General features: G+C 65.3%; 24 protein-coding genes. 14 read left to right on the forward strand and 10 right to left on the reverse strand.

Annotation, left to right across the window (positions count from 1 at the left end; translation table 11 throughout):
- Nucleotides 1-80 precede the first annotated feature (80 nt).
- From GUY23_RS14325 to GUY23_RS14340, 4 genes are all read right to left on the reverse strand, one after another.
- The gene (locus GUY23_RS14325; RefSeq protein WP_166973355.1) at nucleotides 81-554 is read right to left on the reverse strand and encodes a hypothetical protein; all 474 of its coding nucleotides are present in this window, start codon (nucleotides 552-554) and stop codon (nucleotides 81-83) included.
- A gap of 118 nt (nucleotides 555-672) precedes the next feature.
- A complete protein-coding gene (gene crtI / locus GUY23_RS14330) occupies nucleotides 673-2,262 on the reverse strand; it encodes a phytoene desaturase family protein (protein WP_166973357.1) in 1,590 nt (529 codons plus the stop codon).
- Nucleotides 2,259-3,185: a phytoene/squalene synthase family protein gene (locus tag GUY23_RS14335; RefSeq protein WP_166973359.1), complete on the reverse strand. Its 927-nt coding sequence runs from the start codon at nucleotides 3,183-3,185 to the stop codon at nucleotides 2,259-2,261. The genes crtI and GUY23_RS14335 overlap by 4 nt, the downstream gene beginning before the upstream one ends.
- Nucleotides 3,182-4,309, reverse strand: coding sequence for a polyprenyl synthetase family protein (locus GUY23_RS14340; RefSeq protein ID WP_166973361.1), 1,128 nt, complete (start codon nucleotides 4,307-4,309; stop codon nucleotides 3,182-3,184). Before GUY23_RS14340 ends, GUY23_RS14335 begins: the two co-directional genes overlap by 4 nt.
- A 115-nt stretch (nucleotides 4,310-4,424) precedes the next feature.
- Between GUY23_RS14340 and GUY23_RS14345 the strand changes: the two genes are divergently transcribed.
- Genes GUY23_RS14345 through GUY23_RS14365 form a run of 6 tightly spaced genes read left to right on the forward strand, consistent with a single transcriptional unit; the run spans nucleotide 4,425 to nucleotide 10,128 of the window.
- Nucleotides 4,425-5,003: a MarR family winged helix-turn-helix transcriptional regulator gene (locus GUY23_RS14345; protein WP_166973363.1), complete on the forward strand. Its 579-nt coding sequence runs from the start codon at nucleotides 4,425-4,427 to the stop codon at nucleotides 5,001-5,003.
- A 32-nt stretch (nucleotides 5,004-5,035) separates the two neighbouring features.
- A complete protein-coding gene (locus tag GUY23_RS14350; RefSeq protein ID WP_228282376.1) occupies nucleotides 5,036-6,322 on the forward strand; it encodes a cytochrome P450 in 1,287 nt (428 codons plus the stop codon).
- Nucleotides 6,319-6,750: a lycopene cyclase domain-containing protein gene (locus GUY23_RS14355; RefSeq protein WP_166973365.1), complete on the forward strand. Its 432-nt coding sequence runs from the start codon at nucleotides 6,319-6,321 to the stop codon at nucleotides 6,748-6,750. Before GUY23_RS14350 ends, GUY23_RS14355 begins: the two co-directional genes overlap by 4 nt.
- Complete coding sequence (locus GUY23_RS18655) at nucleotides 6,747-7,070, forward strand: lycopene cyclase domain-containing protein (RefSeq protein WP_228282378.1); 324 nt, start codon at nucleotides 6,747-6,749, stop codon at nucleotides 7,068-7,070. Before GUY23_RS14355 ends, GUY23_RS18655 begins: the two co-directional genes overlap by 4 nt.
- Nucleotides 7,067-8,653: a hydroxysqualene dehydroxylase gene (locus GUY23_RS14360; RefSeq protein WP_228282380.1), complete on the forward strand. Its 1,587-nt coding sequence runs from the start codon at nucleotides 7,067-7,069 to the stop codon at nucleotides 8,651-8,653. The genes GUY23_RS18655 and GUY23_RS14360 overlap by 4 nt, the downstream gene beginning before the upstream one ends.
- Nucleotides 8,650-10,128 carry a cryptochrome/photolyase family protein gene (locus GUY23_RS14365; RefSeq protein ID WP_166973369.1) on the forward strand — a complete coding sequence of 493 codons (1,479 nt, stop codon included), beginning with the start codon at nucleotides 8,650-8,652 and terminating at the stop codon, nucleotides 10,126-10,128. The genes GUY23_RS14360 and GUY23_RS14365 overlap by 4 nt, the downstream gene beginning before the upstream one ends.
- Here GUY23_RS14365 and GUY23_RS14370 read toward each other — a convergent pair.
- Nucleotides 10,098-11,717 carry an SDR family oxidoreductase gene (locus GUY23_RS14370; protein ID WP_166973371.1) on the reverse strand — a complete coding sequence of 540 codons (1,620 nt, stop codon included), beginning with the start codon at nucleotides 11,715-11,717 and terminating at the stop codon, nucleotides 10,098-10,100. The genes GUY23_RS14365 and GUY23_RS14370 overlap by 31 nt on opposite strands.
- Before the next feature lie 156 nt (nucleotides 11,718-11,873).
- On the opposite strand from GUY23_RS14370, the gene GUY23_RS14375 reads away from it, so the two are divergent.
- Together GUY23_RS14375 and lhgO are read left to right on the forward strand one after the other, a co-directional pair.
- On the forward strand, nucleotides 11,874-12,125 hold the full coding sequence (locus GUY23_RS14375) for a hypothetical protein (protein WP_166973373.1): 252 nt from the start codon (nucleotides 11,874-11,876) through the stop codon (nucleotides 12,123-12,125).
- Nucleotides 12,122-13,399 (forward strand): L-2-hydroxyglutarate oxidase, encoded by a 1,278-nt coding sequence (gene lhgO, locus GUY23_RS14380; protein ID WP_166973375.1) that lies wholly within the window; start codon nucleotides 12,122-12,124, stop codon nucleotides 13,397-13,399. The genes GUY23_RS14375 and lhgO overlap by 4 nt, the downstream gene beginning before the upstream one ends.
- 3 nt (nucleotides 13,400-13,402) lie before the next feature.
- On the opposite strand, the gene GUY23_RS14385 is transcribed toward lhgO, so the two are convergent.
- Nucleotides 13,403-14,215: a 2-keto-4-pentenoate hydratase gene (locus GUY23_RS14385; RefSeq protein ID WP_166973377.1), complete on the reverse strand. Its 813-nt coding sequence runs from the start codon at nucleotides 14,213-14,215 to the stop codon at nucleotides 13,403-13,405.
- A 127-nt stretch (nucleotides 14,216-14,342) separates the two neighbouring features.
- Nucleotides 14,343-15,383, reverse strand: coding sequence for a baeRF2 domain-containing protein (locus GUY23_RS14390; protein WP_166973379.1), 1,041 nt, complete (start codon nucleotides 15,381-15,383; stop codon nucleotides 14,343-14,345).
- Between the two features lie 379 nt (nucleotides 15,384-15,762).
- Between GUY23_RS14390 and GUY23_RS14395 the strand changes: the two genes are divergently transcribed.
- The 3 genes from GUY23_RS14395 to GUY23_RS14405 all read left to right on the forward strand — a co-directional run bounded on the left by GUY23_RS14395 (nucleotide 15,763) and on the right by GUY23_RS14405 (nucleotide 18,130).
- Nucleotides 15,763-16,509 (forward strand): GAF and ANTAR domain-containing protein, encoded by a 747-nt coding sequence (locus tag GUY23_RS14395; protein WP_166973381.1) that lies wholly within the window; start codon nucleotides 15,763-15,765, stop codon nucleotides 16,507-16,509.
- Between the two features lie 45 nt (nucleotides 16,510-16,554).
- Nucleotides 16,555-17,508 (forward strand): NADP-dependent oxidoreductase, encoded by a 954-nt coding sequence (locus GUY23_RS14400; RefSeq protein WP_166973383.1) that lies wholly within the window; start codon nucleotides 16,555-16,557, stop codon nucleotides 17,506-17,508.
- 160 nt (nucleotides 17,509-17,668) lie between these two features.
- On the forward strand, nucleotides 17,669-18,130 hold the full coding sequence (locus GUY23_RS14405) for a DUF4383 domain-containing protein (protein ID WP_166973384.1): 462 nt from the start codon (nucleotides 17,669-17,671) through the stop codon (nucleotides 18,128-18,130).
- A gap of 109 nt (nucleotides 18,131-18,239) precedes the next feature.
- Here the strand turns inward: GUY23_RS14405 and GUY23_RS14410 are convergent, their stop codons facing one another.
- The gene (locus GUY23_RS14410; RefSeq protein WP_166973386.1) at nucleotides 18,240-18,806 is read right to left on the reverse strand and encodes a hemerythrin domain-containing protein; all 567 of its coding nucleotides are present in this window, start codon (nucleotides 18,804-18,806) and stop codon (nucleotides 18,240-18,242) included.
- Between the two features lie 98 nt (nucleotides 18,807-18,904).
- Here GUY23_RS14410 and GUY23_RS14415 point away from each other — a divergent pair, with 98 nt between their 5' ends.
- The gene (locus tag GUY23_RS14415) at nucleotides 18,905-19,366 is read left to right on the forward strand and encodes a hypothetical protein (protein ID WP_166973388.1); all 462 of its coding nucleotides are present in this window, start codon (nucleotides 18,905-18,907) and stop codon (nucleotides 19,364-19,366) included.
- A gap of 160 nt (nucleotides 19,367-19,526) precedes the next feature.
- Here GUY23_RS14415 and GUY23_RS14420 read toward each other — a convergent pair whose 3' ends face one another.
- A complete protein-coding gene (locus tag GUY23_RS14420; protein WP_166968552.1) occupies nucleotides 19,527-19,700 on the reverse strand; it encodes a hypothetical protein in 174 nt (57 codons plus the stop codon).
- A gap of 135 nt (nucleotides 19,701-19,835) precedes the next feature.
- On the opposite strand from GUY23_RS14420, the gene GUY23_RS14425 reads away from it, so the two are divergent.
- Complete coding sequence (locus tag GUY23_RS14425; RefSeq protein WP_166973390.1) at nucleotides 19,836-20,063, forward strand: hypothetical protein; 228 nt, start codon at nucleotides 19,836-19,838, stop codon at nucleotides 20,061-20,063.
- A 12-nt stretch (nucleotides 20,064-20,075) separates the two neighbouring features.
- Here the strand turns inward: GUY23_RS14425 and GUY23_RS14430 are convergent, their stop codons facing one another.
- Complete coding sequence (locus tag GUY23_RS14430; RefSeq protein WP_228282382.1) at nucleotides 20,076-20,954, reverse strand: ABC transporter substrate-binding protein; 879 nt, start codon at nucleotides 20,952-20,954, stop codon at nucleotides 20,076-20,078.
- Between the two features lie 317 nt (nucleotides 20,955-21,271).
- Between GUY23_RS14430 and GUY23_RS14435 the strand changes: the two genes are divergently transcribed.
- Nucleotides 21,272-21,955, forward strand: coding sequence for a helix-turn-helix domain-containing protein (locus GUY23_RS14435; RefSeq protein ID WP_166973394.1), 684 nt, complete (start codon nucleotides 21,272-21,274; stop codon nucleotides 21,953-21,955).
- Nucleotides 21,956-21,963 lie beyond the last annotated feature (8 nt).

Genomic DNA, 21,963 nt, shown 5'->3' on the forward strand with positions numbered 1-21,963 from the left:
ACGCCGGTCAGCCCAGTTTCGACACTGGGCTGACCGGCGTCATGTCTGCGGCGAGGGACCCCGGCGGCCTCAGCCGTCAGTCACGCAGCTGTTCGGCGCCGAGTTCGGTCCCTGAGTTCGCGCACGGTGGCTTCGCCGCTGATGAAGAGGGCCGTGAGAACCGTGAACAGCACGATCTCCACCGGAACAGTGACAAGCACTCTCGGGAGTATCTCGTACTGCGTAAAGCCGAATCGATCGAAGATCATGGCGTTGGCGAATGATGCGGCAATACCAATGCTCAGCAGCACGAGGTAGGTGTGGGCGAGGAACCGGCCGAGCGTCTTATGCGTGAAGAGAAGCATGATCATCGACGTGAGGACCGGAGCCAACATGGCATCGGACAGATCGTGCACATTGCTCAGAGTGAAGACCGTGTTCTCCGCAATGTGCCCCACGAGGTAGAACGAGTAGTAGATCGCTCCGGCGATCAGCACCATGACGGCGACAGTGATGTTCACTGCGGGCTGCGACAGAGCGAAGCTGTTTCCGGCGGAGTCTTCTGTGCTGCTCATGACTGCCTATCGCCTTCCCACCTCGTGCTTTGTGCCCTTCAGCCTCATTCCGCGTGCCGCGGCCACTCCTTCCACACTACCGCCCACCACCCACGCGCCGACAAGTCCGCCTGTGACATCACACCGGCGTGGGCCCTGCCGAGTGGTCCCCGCGGATGCGCTTGGCCACGACCTCGGCGCTGATGAGGCACATCGGCACACCGATCCCGGGCGCGGTCGTCGCCCCGGCGTAATAGAGCCCGTCGACGCATCGGGACTGGTTCTGCATTCGCAGGAATGCGCTCTGGCGCAGGATGTGCGACGGCCCGAGCATCCCGCCCTTCCACGAGTGGAAGTCCCGCGCGAAATCGGCTGGACCCACAGTCCTGCGCAACCGGATCCGATCACGCAGATCCTCGACTCCCGCCCACAGTCCGATGCGCTCGATCGCGGCATCGACCGCCGCCTCGACGCTGGGAGACCCGTCGCCGTCCGCTCCCCCGCTGCCGATCTCCACATCCGCCGGGACCGGAATGAGCACGAAGAGGTTCTCGTGCCCGCCCGGTGCGACCGTGGGATCCGTGGCGCTGGGTTTGCACACGTAGAACGATGCCGGATCGGGGATCCGCTGGTCGGTGCCGAAGATCGCCTGCAGATTCTCCTCCCACTCATCGGTGAAGAACAGCGAATGATGCCCGATTTCCGGCAGCGCCCCGTCGACACCGAGCATCGCGATGATCGCCCCCGGTCCGCTCTCGACCTTCGACCACGCCGATTCCGGGTAGCTGCGCAGCCGCTGCGGAAGCAGCTCGGTCTCCGTGTGATGCAGATCGGCCGCAGAGACGACGAGGTCTGCCAGTTCGACCTGCGACCGCCCCTCGGCGGCGGTCCACCGGACACCGCTGACAGTCGGTCGACCACCACGTGTGACAGCGGCTCGGCCACCACGCCGCTGCGCCATCACCTCGGTCACCTCCGCTCCGGTGACGACCGTGACCCCGGCCGCGCGAGCCAGTTCCTCCATACGTTCGACGAGTGCCCAGAACCCGCCCATCGGATAGAAGACTCCCTGGTCCAGATCGAACGCGCTCAACAGGTGATAGATCGCCGGAGCCCGATTCGGATCGGTGCCGAGGAACACCGCCGGATACGTCAGGATCCGACGCAGAATGGGTTCCTTGAACCGCCGCTTTACGAATCCGGCCAGTGGCCGCATCAGCAGTCGGGTCAGCTGCGGCAGAGACCGGAGAACATCCCGACCGATAACCGGCGTCAACCGATCGAACGGGTTGTAGAGGAATCGACTGCGGGCGACATCGGCAGTCGCGCCCGCCGATCGCAGGTACGTTCGCACCGCGCTGCCTGCGCCGGGCTCGATGCTCTCGAAGAGTTCGGCCACCGCCTCAACCCCGTGCGGCACGGTTACGCTGCGCAGACCGGCGACGTCATCAGGTTCGGAGAAGACCTGATATCCGGGGTCGAGCAGCCGCAGATCCAGCTGCTCGTCCGTGCTCGTTCCCAGCAGAGCGAAGAAATGGTCATAGACCTCCCGCATGAGGAACCAGGAGGGCCCGGTGTCGAAGCGGAACCCCCGCTCTTCGACGCTGCCTGCTCTCCCGCCGAGGCGGTCGCCACGTTCGAGGACGGTCACCTCGTGACCGTCGCGGACCAGGAGCGCCGAGGTGGCGAGCCCGGCGACTCCGCCGCCGATGACGATCACCCGGCTCATGGCTTCGCCCCCATCCGCACCTCATAGAACGCCCGCAGGACGAGTGCCGCCTTCCGTGGGCCCGCTACGCGGATCCGTCGTCGTGGGAGCTCGGCGGCCGGCACCACGGCCAGCCTGTCCGTCAGCGCCGCGAACAGTCGCAGCGCACAGAGGACCGCCACCCTGGCGTCACCGGGCAGAAGCGGAATCGTCTGCGCGGCAGCATCGAGCTGTGTGCGGATCGCATCAATCCACTGCTCCTGCGCCCGCGCGTCGACGTGGCCCGTCTCGCTGAGGTAGCTGCGTCCCAGGCGCTGGGTGTCATCGCCGAGGTCGCGCAGGAAGTTGACGTTCTGGAATGCGGCACCGAGGCTGCGCGCACCGTGGACCAGCCGCCGTTGCGCATCACTCGAGCAGTCTTCGTCACGGATGAAGATCCGCAGGCACATGAGACCGACGACCTCAGCAGACCCGTAGACGTAAACGGCATGGTCGTCGGCATCGAAGCCTACCCCCTGCGCCTCCTCGGTGACCTTCGGATCGGCGGGCGTCAGCTGCAGGTCGGTGCGCATGGAGGCGAAGAAGGGGCGGGTCAGTTCGGCACCGAACCCGGCTGCTCGTGCGGTGCGGGCGAAGGCGTGGATGATGGGATTGCTGCTGTAGCCCACACGCATTCCGCTTTCGGTCTCGGCTTCGAGCTGGTCGAGCATCCTCCTCTGCTGGTCGGCGGCGACCCCTGCCTCGGCGGCCACCCCGTCGACGAGTTCGTCCGCGACCCGCACCAGCGCGTAGATGTTGCGCACATGGTCGCGGTGGCGGGGACCGAGTAGACGTGTCGCCAGGCCGAAGGACGTCGAGTACGCTCCGATGACCGATTTCGAGATCCGTTCCGACACGAAGGAGTAGCGCCCGAGCGGACCCAACCGGTCCACGCTTCGCCTCATGATCGCCTCCCGTCGAGGGCCCCGATGAGGTCGTCGATGAGCATCGCCATGTCCGCACCGATGAGGTCCTGTTCGGCTGAGATGAGGTCCCGCGCATTCGCGGAGAGTTCACCGATGAGCGCCTGGACCTCGGCCTCCGCCCCACACTCGGAGAGCAGCGAGCGCACCTCCGCACCCTCACCTGCACCGAGGTTGCCGGTGCCGAAGTGCGGTGCGATGAGCGGCCAGGCAGCACTGCGCCGGGCGAGGGCGATGATCGCGGTCTCCTTGCCCTCGCGCAGATCCGAGTACGGATCTTTGCCGTGCTCCTCGGGCTGACCGAAGATCGACAGCAGATCATCCTGCAGCTGGTAGGCCAGCCCCAGGAGGGCACCCACCTGTCCGAGGAGGTCCTCGACTTCGGACCCGAGACCGGCAAGGACCGCAGCCGACCGCAAGGGCAGTTCGAAGGAGTACGTCGCCGTCTTCTGGCGGCTCATCTCCACGACCTCGGCCAACTCCGGACGAACGCGACCTGCGCTGAGAGCGACATCGGTCAGCTCTCCCGACACCGATTCGAGCACGGCCTGGTCAAGGGCCCCGAGAAGCCGCTTTCCGGTCTGCCCCGGCGGCGCTGCGCGGAAGACGATCCGGTGAGCGGTCGACAGCAGCAGGTCTCCGACCAACATCGCGGTGCTGCGGGCCGCCTGCAGCCGAGGCAGGGCGGGTGCGGGGCCGTCATCGGCCTCCCACTCCTCGAGCAGGAGGCCGATGAAGTTCGGGCGCCCGCGCCGCATGAGGTCACCGTCGATGACATCGTCATGGAGGAGGAAGGCGAAATGGAGAAGCTCGACTGCGGCCGCGATGTGCACGGCCCGGTCTCTCGCCCAGGCGCACGACCGGGCCGAAGCGCCCGCACTACCCGGGACCTGCGAGGCCCCCAGCGCGTCGACCGCCCCGACGAGCAGCCGCGGTCGCAGCAGCTTGCCACCGAGGACGCACCGCGAGGCCAGATCCCATGCGCGGGTCGCAGCCACCCCGAGTCCGGCCAGCTGCTGCGCTCGAGCCTCCATTTCGCGCCTGATCTCGGACTCGATTTCTGAGGTGATGGAGGGGCCGAATACGACGCCCGCGGCTGTGGTCATCGATGAGTCCTTCGTTCGAGTTTCATCAGGCTCAACAATATACTAAACTTTGGGTTAATATAAACGCGAAGCAACTCTTCTGCGTTGGAGGGGAATCGATCAGTAAGATGGCGCTATGGAATCACCGGAGGTCGGGGACAGTCACGACCCGATCACATCGAACATGTACACCGGCTCAGAGCACGGCTTCCCCGGTGACCTCGTCGATTCCTCGGGCCTGTCGAACGCTGACCGAGAGCAGATCGCTCACCTCATGAATTCCCTTGCCCGACTGCGCGAGGCCGAGCGCACCCTCTCGGACGCATCGCGGAAGTTCATGCACTTGAGCGAACAGGACATGCGTGCACTCCACTACCTCATCGCCGCGAAACGCCAAGGTGAGGTAGTGACGCCGAAGATGCTCTCGGCACATATGAACATGTCGGCCGCCTCGGTGACGAAGCTGATCAACCGTCTGGAGCGCGGAGGCCACGTCATCAGGGGACTCCACCCCAGCGACCGGCGCGCCTACGCCATCACGGTCACCGAGAAGACGGCACGCTCGGCACGAGAGACCGTGGGTCGTTCACAGGCCCGACGCGTCTACGCCGCCGCCCGTCTGACCAGCCGCGAACGCGACGCTGTCATCCGCTTCCTCGACGGGATGTCAGAGGAGTTGTCCCTGAGCAACACCGACTGGGCGAAGCAGCCGTGACGTCGGCTCCTCGGGTGCAACGCTGCTCGGGAGTGAGCGAGCGCAAGGCCCTGCGCGACGACGAGTCGGCAGTCCCTGCTGTCGAGACCGTGAAGATCGGCACTGCCGCCCATGCAGCGAACGCCGCCCGGACCGCTGCGACCGCTGCCGAGGCGGCCGAATCCGACCGCAGCATGTGGCGGCTTCGCGCGTTCGCCCCGGCCCGGCAGGCCCTGCGTGCTCGCGGACGTTCGAGACAGGCCGGCTTCACCGCGGAGAAGATCCCCCGCGGCCTCTTCCGCGCCCACCCGATCCTCATCTCCGACGGCCCGGACCATAACCGGCAGCGTCGGGAGGTGGCCCGGTTCTTCGCCCCGGCCGTCATCGCCGACCGGTACGGCGAGCACATCGCTGCCGCCGCGCAGGGCATCGTCGACGAGGCCGTGGTCACGGGGCGGTGCCGACTCGACGAGGCGGCTCTGCACTTCACCGTCGACGTCACCTCGCAGGTGGTCGGCCTCACCGAGTCCGCCACCGACAGCATGGCAGCGCGACTCGTCGCCTTCTTCCGTCAGCCTCCGGTCGACCTCGCCGCCGAGAATTGGGGGCGGACGAAACGCCAATGGATGCAGGCCGCAGTCAACGGCATCGTGCCGCTCCTGCGCTTCTTCACCCACGATGTCCGCCCGGCCGTCCGCGCTCACCGGCGCGAGCACCGCGGCGATGTCATCTCCCATCTGCTCGACTCCGGGCACAGCACCGGCGACATCCTCGTCGAGTGCCTCACCTACGGCACCGCGGGAATGGTCACGACACGCGAGTTCATCGCGATGGCCTGCTGGCATCTGCTCGAGAACGAGGAACTCCGACGGAACTACCTCGCGGCCGAGCAGCCTCGGCGGCTGTCCATCCTCGAAGAGATCATCCGGGTCGAACCCGTCGTCGGGCATCTCTATCGTCGCGCCACCTCGGCGATCGAGATCGGCGACGAGCACGACCGCACGGCCGTTCCGGCCGGTGACCTCGTCGATGTCTGCGTGCGTGAGGCCAATGTCGATCCCGAGGTCTACGGGGCCGACGCCGAGGCGGTCTGCCCGCATCGGAGCGGAGCCGCCCCTGCCGCGGGCCTGAGTTTCGGCGACGGCGCCCACAGCTGCCCTGGCAAACCGTTGGCCCTGTTCGAGACCGATGCGCTGCTCCACCGGCTGCTTGCCTGCGAGCCCCGGCTGCTCACGGAGCCCACCGTCGAGTGGGATGACCTCATCGAGGGCTACCGGATCCGCAACATCGACCTCGGCTTCGTCGTGCCCGCCCGTCCGGCCAGGCAGGCGAAACCATGACCGCCGCTGTCGACGGCCTCGGGCATTGGGAGTACCTCGCCCTCATGGGTGCCTGTCTGCTCATCACGCTGCCGCTCGAGTTCGTGTTCTCGGCGCGGGTGTACCGGCGGCTGCCGCTTCTGCTCAAGGCTCTGCTGCCGGTGGTTCTCGTCTTCGCCGTCTGGGACATCGTCGCCATCGCTCGAGATCACTGGACCTACGATCCGCGGTTCGTCACCGGCATCGACCTCGGGATCCTGCCGCTCGAGGAACTCGTGTTCTTCCTCGTCATCCCGGTCTGCGCGCTGCTGAGCTACGAGGCGGTCGGCACCGTGATCGGCTGGGTCAAGAGGCGCACCGCCCGCCGGATCGAAGCCTGCCATCCGACCACGGCCGCCCACCCGACGAGCGCCGATCCCCACCCACCGGGCGGAGGCGACATCCGATGATCGCTGAGTACACCGTGTGGACCGTCATCGGCATGCTCGTCGTCATCGGCCTCGAACTCTTCGTCGTCCGCAGCGGCATCTTCCGCCGCGTGCAGTACTGGGCGGCGCTGGCCATCTGCCTGGCCTTCCAGTGCCTCGTCGACGGATGGCTGACGAAACTGTCCGACCCGATCGTCATCTACAACCCGCAAGAATTTCTCGGCATCCGCTTCCCCTTCGACATCCCCATCGAGGACTTCGGGTTCGGCTTCGCCATGATCACCGCGGTGCTCATGCTCTGGCAGCGTGCCCTCAACCACCGCACCGAGGAGGCCCCGTGAACCCGCGCGACCCCCACGCCGTCCGTATTTCCGCCACCCCCGGACGTGACCGTCTGCTCCGGCCGAAGACCGTGACCGTCATCGGCGGCGGCATCGCGGGCTTGTCGGCCGCTGTGATCCTCGCCGAACGCGGAGTCGAGGTCACGATCGTCGAATCCGGGCCCCGCCTCGGCGGGCGTGTCAGTGCGTGGCCGCTCGGCGATGACCGGACGATGAGCCGGGGATTCCACGCGTTCTTCCGGCAGTACTACAACCTGCGCGACCTGCTGACCCGCTCCGACCCTGACCTCGATCGTCTTCGACCGATCGCCGATTATCCGCTCACCCGCCGAGGCGGCCCCACCGATTCCTTTGCCTCGATTCCGCGGACTCCCCCGTTCAATCTCCTCGGCTTCGTCCTCGCCAGCCCCACCTTCCCGCTGCGCGGTCTGGCCGATGTCGATCTGCGCACGGCCGTCGAGCTCATCGATGTCGATTTCCCGGACTCGTTCTCCCGGTATGACGGAGAGTCGGCGGCGGCGTTCCTCGATCGCCTCCGCTTCCCCGAGCAGGCGCGTGACCTCGCCCTCGAGGTGTTCGCACGGTCCTTCTTCGCCGATCCGGACGAGTTCTCCGCCGGTGAACTCGTCGCGATGTTCCACACCTACTTCGCCGGTTCGGCCGAGGGCCTGCTCTTCGACGTGCCCGATGACGATTACGACACCGCTTTGTGGGCGCCGCTCGGGCGCTATCTGCAGAATCTGGGGGTGAGGATCGAGACCCGAACGGAGGCTCGCTCGGTCTCCCGCACCTCCCGCGGCTGGAGTGTCGAGACGACCGCCGGAGACATTGAATCCGATGCCCTCGTCCTCGCCGCCGATCCGGCCGGGACCAGGCGACTCATCGCCACGATCGAGGCGCATGGCGACCGCACTTCGCAGAACTGGTTCGACCAGGTCGAAGCAGGGCGCAACGCCCCGCCCTTCGCCGTGCTCAGGCTCTGGTTCGCCGAGGCGGCCTCTGCTGAGCGGCCAGCGTTCCTGGGGACGAGCGGCTTCGATCTGCTCGACAACGTCTCCGTGCTCGACCGCTTCGAGACCGGTGCCGCACGGTGGGCAGACGAGCACTCCGGTTCCGTCGTCGAACTCCACGCCTACGCCCTGACCGATCCGCAATCAGAGGGCGAGCTCATCGAGCGGCTGCTCGCGGATCTGCACGAGGTGTATCCGGAGACGCGGCAGAACGAGATCCTCCATCGCGAACTCCTCATCGAATCCGACTGCGGACTCACCGACACCCGACCCTGGGGCGAGCGCCCCGGGGTGACCACTCCGCTTCCGGGCTTCGTCCTGGCCGGCGACCACATTCGGTGCGAACTGCCGGTGGCGCTCATGGAGCGAGCGGCGACCACCGGCTACCTCGCCGCCAATGAACTGCTGGCCGGGTGGCGGGTCGAGGGCACCCCGGTCTGGTCACCACCACGGAAGGGCCTGCTCCGCCGCGGACTGCTGGGTCGGCTGCGACAGGACCGCCGGCCTGAAGGACCGATGGGGCGTGGCCCGCTTGGCAGCCCACACCGGTCGAAGGAAGAGTCGAATCGATGAGCGATGACCACCTCACGCTGGTCTGGTTCCGCGACGACTTACGCGTGAGCGATCACGAAGCGCTGACGGCAGCCCGTGCCGACGGCCAGGTGATCGGCATCTGGATCAGAGAGCAGCGTGACAGCGACGGCCTCGGACCCCGTCCGCTGGGAGCGGCGGCCCGCTGGTGGGCGCACGAATCCTTGCGCGCCCTGGGGACCGCACTCGACGGGCTTGGAATTCCGCTGCTCTTCGCCGCCGGATCCGCCGCCGACATCATCCCGCAGGCTGCTGCGGACCTGGGAGCCGATGCCGTCCGCTGGTCGCGTCGCTATGCGCCGGCCTCCCGCGACCTCGACGCGCAGATCAAGACCCGGCTCACCGACTCCGGGATCGCCGCGCACTCCCATCCCGGAGCGCTGCTCGTCGAACCGTGGACGATCAGCCCGCAAGGCGGGGACTTCTACAAGGTCTTCACCCCGTACTTCACAGTCGTGCGCGATCGCCAGGTTGGGGACGTTCTTCCGGCCCCGACCAAACAGACGCCGCCGTCCGAAGCTCTCACGACAACGATCAACGATCACGACTGGGCGAAAGACCTCGACGACCTCGGCCTCCGCGACGGGACAGATACAGACACCGGCGGAGCCACCTCGGCGACGGTTCCGCAATGGTGGACATCGACCGTCGCGAACCATTGGACTCCTGGATGCAGGGAAGCCCAACGACAACTACGCGACCTCGGCGACAGCATCGATGGCTACGGCGACTCGCATGATGTCCCGGGCGATCCAGACAGCACCTCGGCACTGTCACCGCGGCTGAGATTCGGGGAGCTCTCCCCCAGGCAGGCCCTGGCTGCTGCGCTCGACCTGCCGGAGATCAGCGACGATGACCGGTATGCGTGGATCCGGCAGCTCTACTGGCGGGAGTTCTCCTGGCACCTGGCCTACCACCTGCCCCACGTCGAGACCGAGCCGATGCGCCCGGAGTTCGCACGCTTCCCCTATGAGGACGATCCCGAAGCACTCCAGCATTGGCAGAACGGGACGACCGGGATCCCGTTCGTCGATGCGGGCATGGCGCAGCTGTGGCAGACCGGGTGGATGCACAATCGGGTGCGGATGGCCACGGCGAGCTTTCTGACGAAGAATCTGCTCATCGGCTGGTGGCACGGTGAGCAGTGGTTCTGGGACACGCTTGTCGATGCCGATGAGGCCAATAATCCGGTGTCGTGGCAGTGGGTGGCCGGGTGCGGGGCCGATGCCGCCCCATACTTCCGCATCTTCAACCCCGAACGTCAGCGGGAGCGCTTCGACCCGCACGGTGAGTATGTCAGCCGGTGGCTGGGCCAGGGTCTGGGCGGCCTCACCCAAGCCCAATGGACCGCCCAGGCCGAACGGACCGGCGAGGACTGCGAGCCGATCGTCGACCTCAAGGCCTCACGGCAGGCAGCGTTGGCGGCCTATGACCGAATGAAGGCCGAATCGGACTGAGCGCGACGCCGGGCCTCGGCGGCGATGTTCTTCGCCATGGCGGGGAAGATGAACCGGTGGAAGGGAGCGACGAGGGCCCAGTAGAGGCTCCCGCGCACTCCGGAGGGGATGAACGTCGCCGTCTGGTGGTAGTCGCAGTCCCCGCCGGTGTCCCTGCCAGTTTCCCCGTCCGAGTCCGCGCCTTCCCTGTCGGAGTCCGCGACCTCGAATTCGAGCCAGGCGTAGCCGGAGACCTTCATCTCGGCCCGGAGCAGCAGTCGCGAGTTCGGTTCCAGCTCCTCGACTCTCCACCAGTCGACGGGGTCGCCGATGCGCAGGGTGTCGGGCAGGCGTCGACCGCGGTTGAGGCCGGCTCCCCCGACGGCTTTGTCCCAGATGCCGCGGATCTTCCAGGCCAGCGGCCATGAGTACCATCCGTTCGACCCGCCGATCCCCTCGATCACCGGCCATACCTCGGCGGCCGTGACACCGGTGATCGTCGTCGAGCGTTCATCGCAGTAGATGCGTCGGCCCGCCCACTGCGGATCGTTGGGCAGCGGGAGGGCCGCCTCGTCGAGCTCTCCGGCGTCGGCGTCCCAGTTCGTGTCCACGGCCCCTTCGACTTCGCGGCGTAGGGCGAGTCGGACGGCGTCGGCGAATCCGATGAGCCCGGACTCGGGCGGTGGGATGACCGCGTCGACGTCGTGGTCCGATGCCACGGCGTCCTCCTGCAGGGACTGGACGAGCGGGAGGGTGAGGCTGAACGGCAGCGGGGTGACCAGGCCGACCCAGATGCCTGACAGCGTCGGGGCGGGGAGCGGCAGGGCGATGACGTGGCGGGGTTTGAGTCCTGCCACCTCGGCGAAGGTCCGCATCACCTGCGCATAGGTGAGGATCTGACGCGAACCGATGTCGAAGGAGCGGTTGATCGTCTCGTCCACGTCGGCGGCGGCGACAAGATAGTAGAGGGCATCGCGCACCGACAGGGGTTCGACGCGGTTGGACACCCAGTTCGGTGCCGGCATCCACCTCAGGGTCGTGGCGAGGTGGCGGATCATCTCGAACGATGCCGATCCGGAGCCGATGATGATGCCGGCGTTGAAGACGATCGCGTCGACTTCGGAGTCGAGGAGGATGCGGCCGACGTTCGCGCGGGAGCGCATGTGCTTGGAGAGTTCTCGGTCTTCGGGGTGGAGTCCGCCGAGGTAGACGATGCGGGCGACACCGGCGGAGGCGGCCGCCTCGGCGAAGCGTGTGGCGGCCTCGGCTTCGTGTTCTTCGAAGTCGCCTCCGGATCCCATGGAGTGCACGAGGTAGTAGACCGTGTCGATGCCGCGGAGGCTCTCGCTCAGACCGTGCCCGTCATCGAGGTCGACGGTGCGCACGTCGGTGTCGGCTGCCCACGGCACCTGCTTGAGCTTCTCGGGTCGACGCACTCCGACTCGGACCTCGTGGCCGGCCTGCAGCAGGCGGGGCACGAGGCGGCCGCCGATGTAGCCGGTCGCGCCGAGCACGAGAGTGCGGCGCGGGGTGCGCGTCTCCCGGATGATCTCGTCGCCGGGTGTCGTGGAGTGTTCGCGGCTCGGTCGGTTGCTCGTCTGTCTGTTCATCGGTGTGTCCTTCCAGACTGCCGGGGCCGGCTGTCAGAATTCGAGTCTACACAATTTATTATCCTATGAGATATTATCTCTAGGCGGTTACTGATGCGCGAGGCTCCTCCGCGTAGACTGATGACCCATCCGCACTCGACGGCGAAAGGCGGCATCATGTCGACCGAAGACAACATCCGCAAGTCCACCGAGAACCTCGACAAGGCGGCCGGCAGTGCTCCGTCGAATGAGTTCCTCGACAAGGTGGACACCACCGATTTCGGCACGAACGACGAGGCTGAGGAAACCGAGTCAGAGGACGACGAGCACACCGAGGGCGACAGGACCGCTGCCGACGAGGGCAGCGGGGAACGATCGACGGGCGACACGTCCGATGATGACGAGGACGACGGGGAAAGGCGGGGATGACAGAGCCCAGCCCGCACAACGGTCATGCGTTCGCCGTGATCGGGGCCGGGATCAACGGCACCGCCGTCGCCCGAGAGATCACCCGGAGGTTCCCCGATTCCTCGGTCACGGTCTTTGAAAAGTCCGATCGCGTGGCGGCTCATCAGTCCGGGCACAACTCCGGAGTCGTGCACGCGGGCCTCTACTACGAACCGGGGAGCTTGAAGGCGCGGCTGTGCCGTCGCGGCGTTGATCTGCTCCACGATTACGCGCGGTCCCATCAGCTCCCCTTCGAGGAGTGCGGAAAGCTCGTCGTCGCTCTCAATCAGGAAGAGGAAGTGCGACTGCGCGGCATCTTCGAGCGCGCCGTGGCCAACGGTGTGCCGGATGTCGAGCTCATCGGCCCGGACCGGATCCGCGAAATCGAGCCGAATTCGGTCGGGCGTCTGGCCCTGCACTCGCCGCACACGGCGATCACCGATTATGCGGCGATCGCCCATTCCTTCGCCGAGGAGGTCGAAGCCGCCGGCGGCACGATCCGCCTCAACTCGGAGGTCGTGGACATGAGCGTGGAACCTCACGGGTGCACGATCACCTCCGTGCGTGGTGCCGGTGGAAGAAGCCCTGGGGGACGAAGCGCCAGGGCACGCGGCAACCACACCCGCCGCGTCGAATCCTTCGACTTCGTCATCGCGTGCGCCGGGCTTCAGTCCGATCGGGTCGCACAGATGGCAGGCGGGGCGGCGCATCCGACGATCGTGCCGTTCTTCGGTCAGTATTCGCAGTTGGCACCCGAGCATCGCACCATCCTCAACGGGCTGGTCTACCCGGTGCCCGATCCTGCGTATCCGTTCCTTGGAGTGCATCTGACGAAGCGTGTCGATGGAGAGATGCTCGTCGGCCCGAATGCCTTCCTCTCGTTCGGCCGGGAGAACTACTCGGGACGGACCATCGGCATCAAGGACAGCCTCGCCGTCGCCGCCGACCCTGCGTTCTGGAAGTTCGCTGCCGGGAACCTCAAAGCCGCGGTCCGCGAGTTCTCGGCAGTGGTCTCTCGGAAGAAGTTCCTCGCCGGCGCGGCCGAATACGTGCCGTCCCTCGAAGGCGCAGCGTCGAAGCCGATCCCTCGCGGCATCCGCGCTCAGGCGATGGATGCCGACGGGGGACTCGTCGATGACTTCGTCATCGAGCAGCAGGGCCGCGCCACGCTCATCCGCAATGCCCCGTCGCCCGGAGCCACCTCGTCGATGGCGATCGCCGAGCATATCGTCGACGTCGTCGCCCAATCACACTGACCACTACACGCAGCGGACCGAGAGCCCTTCGAGCGGCAGTCCTTCGACTTCGGTCGACCAATGTTCACCCGGTGTGACGGGGAATGCCTTCGGCACGGTACCAGTGGTGACGGCGTCACCAGGACGGATGATGCACTCCGGGGTCTGCCGAGCCGCCTCGTCGACGAAATGGCGCAGCGCGGACAGCGGTCCGCCGAGGACGTTCGCCGCGACGCCGGAGTCGATGATGCCGGTGTCGCTGCGGATGGTGATCGTGAAGTCGCTCAGCGCCTGCAGCCAGTCGTCGCGGTTGTCCGCTTCGATCGCATGCCAGGGTCCGTGCGCGAAGCCGCCGTGGAGGCCGGCGGCGGCCATTGTATCGACCGGAGCGAACTTCCACCCGGGGAACGGGGACTGGACGAATTCGAGTGAGTGGCTGACGGCGTCGATGCAGCCCAGCAGCTCATTCTCTTCGAGTCCGGGTTCCGGCGTGCGGGCGAATCGGAAGGCGATCTCGGCCTCGATCTGTGGTTCGTGAAGCCTGCCGACGTCCCACTCCCCTGCGCTTGCCGGGCCGGTGGTCGAGTTGAACATCGGACCCCAGATCGGGGCATGCACGCCGTAGTCGTCCCAGATCGTGCGATTAGTGAAGCCGATCTTCCAGCCCGCCACCATTTCACCTCGCGCGGTGCGCAGTCGGCGGATCGCCTCGGCGATGGCGTAGGCCTCGGCGACCGAGAGGTCCGGATGAGTCGCGGTGAGCGGTTCCAGCGGCGTACGCGAGTCGAAGGCGTCGAACAGGCGCTGCGCCCATTCCTCGGTCGTGGTCGTGTCCATGTTCAGCCTCTCTGCCGGCAGTCAGCTCTTGACCGAGCCGATGTCAACGATGGTATCGCCTGCGATTCCATCTTCGTTGACATCGTCACCCGCTCCCTGCTGATGCCGATTTGGTCGAATGCATGAATCAACCCGCCAATGCAGAAGCGACGTCGTACCGGAGGATCGCGCCGATGCCGTCAGCCATCGGATCATGGCTGAGTCCGATCTCTGCCGAGGACAGGATTGCCTGGGCCACGATGGCGGCCTCTCCCTCGGTTGCCTCGGCGTCGTCGAGCAGCAGGGTTGCCACGGCTCCACGCCCGACTGCCTTCTCCACCTCCGTGCGACCTTCGACCGCACGGTCGTGTGCCTTGCTCTCGGCCAGTCGCTCCGAGTTCGCGGCCTCGCGCTCCTGGGCGAGGCTCGTGACGAGCGTTCGCACCGCCACATCGATCGCCTCTTCAGCGCCCTCATCGTCGTCGCCGCCTTCCGCTATCTCGTGGAGCAGTTCTTCGGCCTTCACAGACAGTTCGGCCTTGACTGCCGTTCTGCCCTGGACCTCTCCAGCCACAACGACCGCGTCTGGTGCGTGATCCGTGATCAGTCGATCAACGAAGTCGGCGACACTGCGCGCATGATCTTTGATGATCTCGTCGACACGGCGCCGGATCTGGTTGTGTGAGTACGCGCCTCGCCGCGGCTTGTTGATGTCTTCGTCATTGTCGCCGGTCACGTGAACCGGGGCGCTCTCGCTGCGTTCGCGGTCCGGGGTCACGCTCAGTTCGCGGACAACCGCACCATCCTGCCCGGCGATGACGAGGACGACGTCGAACCGTCTGGACTCCTGGCGGAGGTAAGCACCGAGTTCAGGCACGTCTCCATAGTGTGCAGCGTCGCCTTCTCCCAGCGCTGCGTCCCAGTGTTCGTCCAGCAGAACTCCCCCCGAGTTCGCAACGATGATCCGACCGTCTGCGTGCACCTCGGTGGGCTCATCGACGAGGATGCCCCCTTCAATGGACTCGAGAAGCGGCTCCCCAGCCCCGCTTTCGGACAGATGGTCGCGCAGTTCCGACCAGCGCAAACGGAGCTGTGTGTCGGCATCGGCTGAAGGAGTGCGACCCTCAAGATAGACCGTGGCGTAGGGGCCTCCGCTTTCGTAGATCGTGCGCAAGTGACTGTGGTTCATAGCTTGTTCCTCCTCAGCAACCGTGTACCGGCGGAACCTCGTAAGATCCCGCCGCGCTCTGCGCGATGAGTTCAGCCTGGCATTGCCACAGGGCCACTGTAAACAACCTTGACAAATCAGGTCGGCACGTCTATCCAGGAGGGTGTCTGCCGGTGTTTTCGGTGAGAGTACAGCCGTCGACGAGTGCCACGCCATCATCGTTCGAGCAGGCTCCGAAAAGTCGATTTTGGGAGCGGCACCAGCCTTGCGTATGATGTTGCAAGGTCAAGCAGGCGGCCTCCAGATGTGAGGACCCCTGAATTGTGTATCGCCTTCCCCTTCACCCACCGTTTCCCACGCGGATCATCCACACCAGCGGTCCCAAATTGAACCGCAGACGTTGAAAGAAACTGTTGATGCGTCCGACCCTCACCGCCAATCGGCCGCAGAACTCCTCCTCGAGCTTCTGGCCTCCCAACACGAGCTCGGCGGCCCTGCAGAAGAACTCGCCGCCCTGGCTGCCGCGGAGATCGGACGCGATTCACCGGTCTCATGCGGAATCACTCTGATCAGAAACAGACGCGCCACCATCGTCGGCGTCAGCAACGAGGCAGCGAAACGATTCGACGAGATCCTCACCGACGTCGACTCGGGACCACGTGCAGAGGCGCAGAAGACCCGCTCGCTCATCCGCATCGATGATGCTGAGGACGAGAAGTGCTGGCGAAGCTACGTAGAGATCGCTGTGCTCCACGGCCTGCGAAGCATGGTGGTGGTCCCGCTCGACATCGACGATACCGCGGACGCGATCATGAGCTTCTACTCTAGGCAGCCTTACCGTTTCGGGGAGCAGACGCTCTCGGCCGTGCACAGGCTCGGAAAGCTGGTGGAGAGGTCGCTCCGCGTGGCAGTCCGGAGCGCTCGCTTCGCCGAGGCGGCCGAACACCGACAGCGGGCAATGGAATCACGCACCGTCATCGACATCGCCGTCGGGATCACGATGGCCCAGGCGGCGTGCAGCCAGGGGGAAGCTGTCGCCATCCTCAAGGAGGCTTCATCGCATCGCAACATCAAACTCCGTACGCTTGCCGGTGACATTGTCGCTTCCCTCAACCAGCCCGAGCCGACCACGCCTTTCACTGACTGACCGCCGGGCCCTGCAGGACCCACCCTGCAGTGACACAATGGAGCCATGAACACCGAAACGACGATGAGCGCCGTCAGCCAGCAGACTTTCGGCAGCGCCGACGTTCTGGAAATCACCGAGCTGCCGCGTCCGAAGCCCCGCCCCAACGAAATCCTCGTCCGAGTTCAGGCAGCGGGTCTCAACCCCACCGATTGGAAGCACCGTTCGGGCCACGGCTTCATCGACAAGCTGCCATTGGTGCTCGGCTGGGATGTCTCCGGTGTGGTAGAAGCCGTCGGCATCGGCGTCGCGACGTTCAAACCCGGAGACGAGGTGTTCGGCATGTTGTCGTATCCGTTCGGCCTCGGCTCTCACGCCGAGTACGTTGCCGCCCCCGCCAGATTCTTCGCAACGAAGCCCCTCACGGTCGACCACGTGCAGGCGGGGGCGCTCCCCCTCGTCTCTCTGACCGCGTGGCAGGCGCTCGTCGACAACGCTGACCTGCAGTCGGGACAGCGTGTGCTGATCCACGCGGCCGCAGGCGGCGTCGGGCACATAGCTGTGCAGATCGCGAAGGCGCGGGGCGCATACGTGATCGGAACCGCGAGCGCGGAAAAACACGGCTTCCTGCGCGAGCTCGGCGCCGATGAGGTCATCGACTACCGCACGGAGGACTTCGCCGAGCGAGCGCGTGACGTCGACGCGGTGCTCGACACGATCGGCGGTGACACGGCGATGCGTTCCCTGCACACACTTCGCAAGGGCGGCTCTCTCGTGTCGCTCATCCCTGTCGGCTCCGACGATCTCCTTCGCGAAGCAGATCAGCTCGGCGTTCGAGCTCTCCGAATGCTCGTGGACTCCTCGCGCAACACGCTGGAAATCGTCTCAGGCCTCGTCGACGACGGTGCGCTGCGTGCCACAATAGCCGGGACGTTCCCTCTCACGGAGGCGGCAGAAGCACACCGAGTAGGCGAGACCAATCGGACCACAGGCAAACTCGTACTCACGATGAACGCGTAGACGAAACGCATTCCTCACTGAGCTGGCAGCGCGACGGTCGCGGCTTCGAGCGAGATGTCCGCGTCGGCTGTCTGTGAGTCACCCCTCCCTGTTGAGGGGTTCGACATGGAGCCTTAGCGTGGAAGCGCAATCTGATCGGTTCGTCAATCGAGGAGGCGCTATGTCCACCGATGAGCCCGCCGTGCGCGACGTTCCCGCTGAGCGCGGTCGGCCCGTCCAGTGGGCCGCTCTCATTGTCACCGTGCTCTTCCTGGCGGCCGGTGTTCTCGGGTTCATCCCGGGAGCGACGTCGAATTACATGTCGATGCGATTCGCCGGCCACCACTCGACCGCGCTGCAGTTGGGCCTGTTCCAAGTCTCGATCCTGCACAACATCGTCCACCTGCTGTTCGGCATCGTCGGAGCGCTCGTCCGCCGCTCCCCCGCCGGGTGCTTCCGCTACCTGCTGTGGGGCGGAATCGTCTATGCCGCTCTGTGGCTCTACAGCCTCTTCATCAACGCGGAGTCCGGGGCGAACTTCGTCCCCCTCAACACCCCGGACAACTGGCTGCATTTCGGGCTGGCGGTCGTGATGATCGTCAGCGCCCTCGTCCTCAAACGTCGACGCTTCGCAGACCGCTGATATGTCCGTCGCCGAGGTTGCCGAAGGGATCCATCGCATCGACGATTCGTACGTCAACTGGTACATCGTCGAACCGCCAAGTCCCGCGGCCCCTCGTGACCGCCGAGCGTCAGGATTCGCGTCCGGTGAGCTTATCGCGCAGACGATCGACCATTCCGACTCCGGGGCCGACACTCTTGTGGAAGAGCTCCGAGTGCGGAGCGTGGGGATGGGGCCGAGTCGGAGCCACTTTCTTCGCTGAAACGACCCGCTTACCCATATCGATGAGTTGGTCTTGCGGAACGTGTTCCCTGAGCTTCGGGAACTGCTCGTCCTCTTCGTCCCGAGCGTGATGGTCAAGCAGCTGTTCGAACTCGATGACCTTTTCGAGAAAAGCGCCCTCGGTGACGTCGAGGTCCTCGAGTTCCTTCATGACTCGAACAAGCTCTTCGTGCTCTTCTTTGTCGTGTTCGCCCTCGTCCTTCCCGCCCGGAACGTGCTCTTCGATGGACGGGTAGACAATCATCTCTTCGGCCACCGAATGCCGCATCACTTCGGCGATGACAGTATCGGCGATGTCGCGTCGCTCGTCCAGGTCCTCGGTCCCCTCGATCCGACGAAGCAGCTCGAGCATCTCCCTGTGATCGGTGGTGAGCATGTCGACGACGTCCGTGCCGCCGGTGTCCATGAGAGTCATGGTGCCTTCTTTCTTGCGGATGCCCCGATTGGTGTTTCGACACTATGGACTGAACTTCCGACCGTCCAGAGACCGCATCACGAAAGACGCTCCCTGCGGTGCATCAGATTCTCATTCGCGAGCACACCGAGCATCGACCTATTGCCGTGCCACAGCACTGTACGTATAGTTTGAACAGGTCAAGAAGTCGGCCCTCTCCTTTCTGCGGGATCGGTATGTTCATGACTCTTGGCGATGGCGGCGAAACACCTCTTGACCCCGGTCGATTCTCCGACCGGGCGATCTGGACGAGCGAGGGCGAATATTCGCTCGTCGATGACAGGGAAGCAGCCGTCTTCGAGCTCCGTCTCGCCGATGAGGTGGTCGCCGCCCTGCACTACAGGCTCGACGAGGTCACCAATGAGGTTGCTTTCGTCTACTGTGAGATTGCCGAGACCTTGGCCGCCGCTCAGCATTGCAAGGTACTCCTGAGACTGCCGACCGGTGTCGTTGAAGATCGAGGGATGACGGTTGCCGTGACCCGCCCGGTGGCGCTGAGTGTCAGGGAGTTCACCACATGATGGTGGAGACACTGGCCGCACTCGAAGAGCTCGCGTCCTGTCCGTCAATCCTCTGGCAGCTGCGGTGCCGCCCCGAGGACTCACAGCCCGCCTAGGACGAGCCCACGCGGCGGCGCAGGGCCCGGCACCTGTATGGTGCCGGGCCCTGCGATCGCGGGAGTCAGTAGTGAGCTGGCGGATCACTCGCGGGGAACGATTCTTCCTCCCATTCATCGACCAGATCATCCTCGTGCTGCTTCGATGCGGAATCCGTGCCGGGCTTTTCCGCAACATCATCTTTCGCTTCCTCGGGGACCTGTGTCGGTTCCTTCTCATCTTCGTCTGGATTGCTCATCACGATCATCCCTTCTCCAACAGACGCATGCACCCATGCTGACACTGTTTCAGGCGACTCGAAAGGGGTGCCGCTCGGCTGGGGCCCCGCGTAGACTGATCACCCATCCGCGCTCTCCAGCGAAAGGTGACCAGAATGTCGACCGAAGACAGCACTGAGGACAACACCGCCGACAGCATGCGCAAGGCTGCGGAGAATCTCGACCACAGTGCCGGTGCCGCACCTTCGTCGGAATATCTCGACGGGGTGGACACCGACGATTTCGGTCGCTCCGACGAAACCTCTGATGATGAGAACCGTGAGGAAGATGAGAACGCCGATGACCAGGATATGTCGAGCGATCCGCCGTCGACAGATCGCTGATCGGCTTCGTCGTTACTGCGTCGCGGAGAACATGTCCTCGACAGTGTCGAGCAGGGCCATCGCCTTGTCGTAGTCGCCGCGCATGGACCAGGACGGGAGGTCGTGTACCTGACCGGACTTGAACGCCGGGACTCGATCGTACGGAGTTTCGCCCTTGAGGTCGTCGACGCCGATGTCCGCGTTGTTGAAGCCGACGACGAAGACTGTCTCTGAGCGGAGTATGTCGGGCAGCACCTCGAGCGAGGGTCCGAACATGTCCCCGCCCGCGGTGTAGGGTTCGATGTCGCTCTCTTCGAACAGCGGGGCCGTTCTGAACCCGAGCGGTTCGAGCGCAGCCGACAGGCTCTTGCCCTCGATGAGGATGTAGGGAGTGTCCTTGCTCTCGAGCGTGAGGATGGAGATCTCTCCCTCGGGGACCGTGATGGCGTCCTTCACCTCGGCGATTCGATCCTCGTAGGCTGATTCGAACTTCTCATAGGCATCCTCCCGGCCGAGCACGTCGGAGGCGATGAACGAGAATTGGTCCTGCCATGTCTGCTTATCCCCCGACACGACGACGGTCGGCGCCACCTCCTGAAGCCTGTCGTAGGCATCGGTCGCATGCTTGAGCGGGAACCCGATCCCTCCGGCGATGATGAGGTCCGGATCGGCGGCGATGATGGACTCGAGGTCGAACCCGTCATTGCTCCACGGCAGGAACTCGGTCCCCTGCGCCTTGGCCTTTTCGGACCAGAATTGCGAGAATTCCCCGTCGGTTTCCGTCACCTCGGGCGTCGTGGCGACGACCGGCACATCAAGGTCATAGAGGTACCCGGCGAGGGCGTAGTTGAGCACAACCACCCTCTGCGGGTCGGCAGGAACCTCAACCTCCCCCTGCTTGGTTTCGACCACACGCGTCTCGGCTTCATTCGCCGAGGCGCCCTCATCAGATGTATTCGTGGGGCTCGCACAGGCACTGACGAGCAGGAGACCTGCACCCAGAAAGAGCGCGCAGATTCGGCGGAGCAAGGACATCGGCTACCTCTGTCAGGTGAGTGGAACTAGAATCAGGGAACATAGCCCAGCCTAACCAAACTCCTCGATTCATCTACGACAAAGGCGACATCATCACACGACCAGCACGACACGTTCTGCGCCGACGCACCGACACCGAGACAGAACGGCCGGTGCACTTCGCAGGGCATGATAGGCACAGTCATTCGTACCCGTTGCTCATCCATGTCATCAGCGGTGCCGTGGACGCACATCTGCGCGGACAGGGGTTCGAAACAACGCATCTCAGCCTCTCCACCGGGGCGAGCCTGTGGCTGGGAGCAGGCATCGACCACTCGGTCGCGGCCAAAGCGGACTCCATTATGCTCGGCCCCCGACTGTCACCGCAGACAGAGCCGCCCGAGGGGTTCCTGCACATCCGCCACTCACCCACCCTGCGCGACACAGCGCTGCATATCCTCGCCTCATCCCCGAGCAGCGAGGCCGAACGCCTACCTCTCAGGCGAGCCCTCGACGCGGAGCTGGGTGCGTTCGCCGCCGATGATTTTCCCATTCCCGAGCCTCAGCATCGCGCGGTGAGAGCGATCATCGACGATCCCATGACGCTGCTGGTGCCGCTGAGCACCGTCGCAGCGCGACAGTCGATGAGCACACGCCATGTCGAACGGATCGTCAAGGACGATCTCGGACTGTCGTTCGTCCAGTGGCGGACGCGGAGGAGACTCAACTTGGCACTGCGCCGGATCCGCGCGGGGTCGAGCGTCGCCGCCGCCGCGCGAGCGGTCGGCTACCGCGGGTCCGACGGTCTGATCCGGGCGATCGGCCGGCTCACCGGACTCAACCGGCAGGAGCTCTCGGGTGACCTGGCAGGTGCGGTCAGGGCCTACCGCAGACGGTGACACGCCCC

It is taken from the genome of Brevibacterium atlanticum (genome assembly GCF_011617245.1).
Classification (GTDB): domain Bacteria; phylum Actinomycetota; class Actinomycetes; order Actinomycetales; family Brevibacteriaceae; genus Brevibacterium; species Brevibacterium atlanticum.

Bases quoted from the DNA above. Each gene is read 5' to 3' on its own strand.
- GUY23_RS14355 (WP_166973365.1), top strand. From the start codon at position 6,319: ATGACCGCCGCTGTCGACGGCCTCGGGCATTGGGAGTACCTCGCCCTC.
- GUY23_RS14405 (WP_166973384.1), top strand. From the start codon at position 17,669: ATGTCCACCGATGAGCCCGCCGTGCGCGACGTTCCCGCTGAGCGCGGT.
- GUY23_RS14420 (WP_166968552.1), bottom strand. From the start codon at position 19,700: ATGAGCAATCCAGACGAAGATGAGAAGGAACCGACACAGGTCCCCGAG.
- GUY23_RS14385 (WP_166973377.1), bottom strand. From the start codon at position 14,215: ATGGACACGACCACGACCGAGGAATGGGCGCAGCGCCTGTTCGACGCC.
- GUY23_RS18655 (WP_228282378.1), top strand. From the start codon at position 6,747: ATGATCGCTGAGTACACCGTGTGGACCGTCATCGGCATGCTCGTCGTC.
- GUY23_RS14345 (WP_166973363.1), top strand. From the start codon at position 4,425: ATGGAATCACCGGAGGTCGGGGACAGTCACGACCCGATCACATCGAAC.
- GUY23_RS14375 (WP_166973373.1), top strand. From the start codon at position 11,874: ATGTCGACCGAAGACAACATCCGCAAGTCCACCGAGAACCTCGACAAG.
- GUY23_RS14365 (WP_166973369.1), top strand. From the start codon at position 8,650: ATGAGCGATGACCACCTCACGCTGGTCTGGTTCCGCGACGACTTACGC.
- crtI (WP_166973357.1), bottom strand. From the start codon at position 2,262: ATGAGCCGGGTGATCGTCATCGGCGGCGGAGTCGCCGGGCTCGCCACC.
- GUY23_RS14325 (WP_166973355.1), bottom strand. From the start codon at position 554: ATGAGCAGCACAGAAGACTCCGCCGGAAACAGCTTCGCTCTGTCGCAG.
- GUY23_RS14390 (WP_166973379.1), bottom strand. From the start codon at position 15,383: ATGAACCACAGTCACTTGCGCACGATCTACGAAAGCGGAGGCCCCTAC.
- GUY23_RS14370 (WP_166973371.1), bottom strand. From the start codon at position 11,717: ATGAACAGACAGACGAGCAACCGACCGAGCCGCGAACACTCCACGACA.
- GUY23_RS14400 (WP_166973383.1), top strand. From the start codon at position 16,555: ATGAACACCGAAACGACGATGAGCGCCGTCAGCCAGCAGACTTTCGGC.
- GUY23_RS14340 (WP_166973361.1), bottom strand. From the start codon at position 4,309: ATGACCACAGCCGCGGGCGTCGTATTCGGCCCCTCCATCACCTCAGAA.
- GUY23_RS14410 (WP_166973386.1), bottom strand. From the start codon at position 18,806: ATGACTCTCATGGACACCGGCGGCACGGACGTCGTCGACATGCTCACC.
- lhgO (WP_166973375.1), top strand. From the start codon at position 12,122: ATGACAGAGCCCAGCCCGCACAACGGTCATGCGTTCGCCGTGATCGGG.
- GUY23_RS14335 (WP_166973359.1), bottom strand. From the start codon at position 3,185: ATGAGGCGAAGCGTGGACCGGTTGGGTCCGCTCGGGCGCTACTCCTTC.
- GUY23_RS14425 (WP_166973390.1), top strand. From the start codon at position 19,836: ATGTCGACCGAAGACAGCACTGAGGACAACACCGCCGACAGCATGCGC.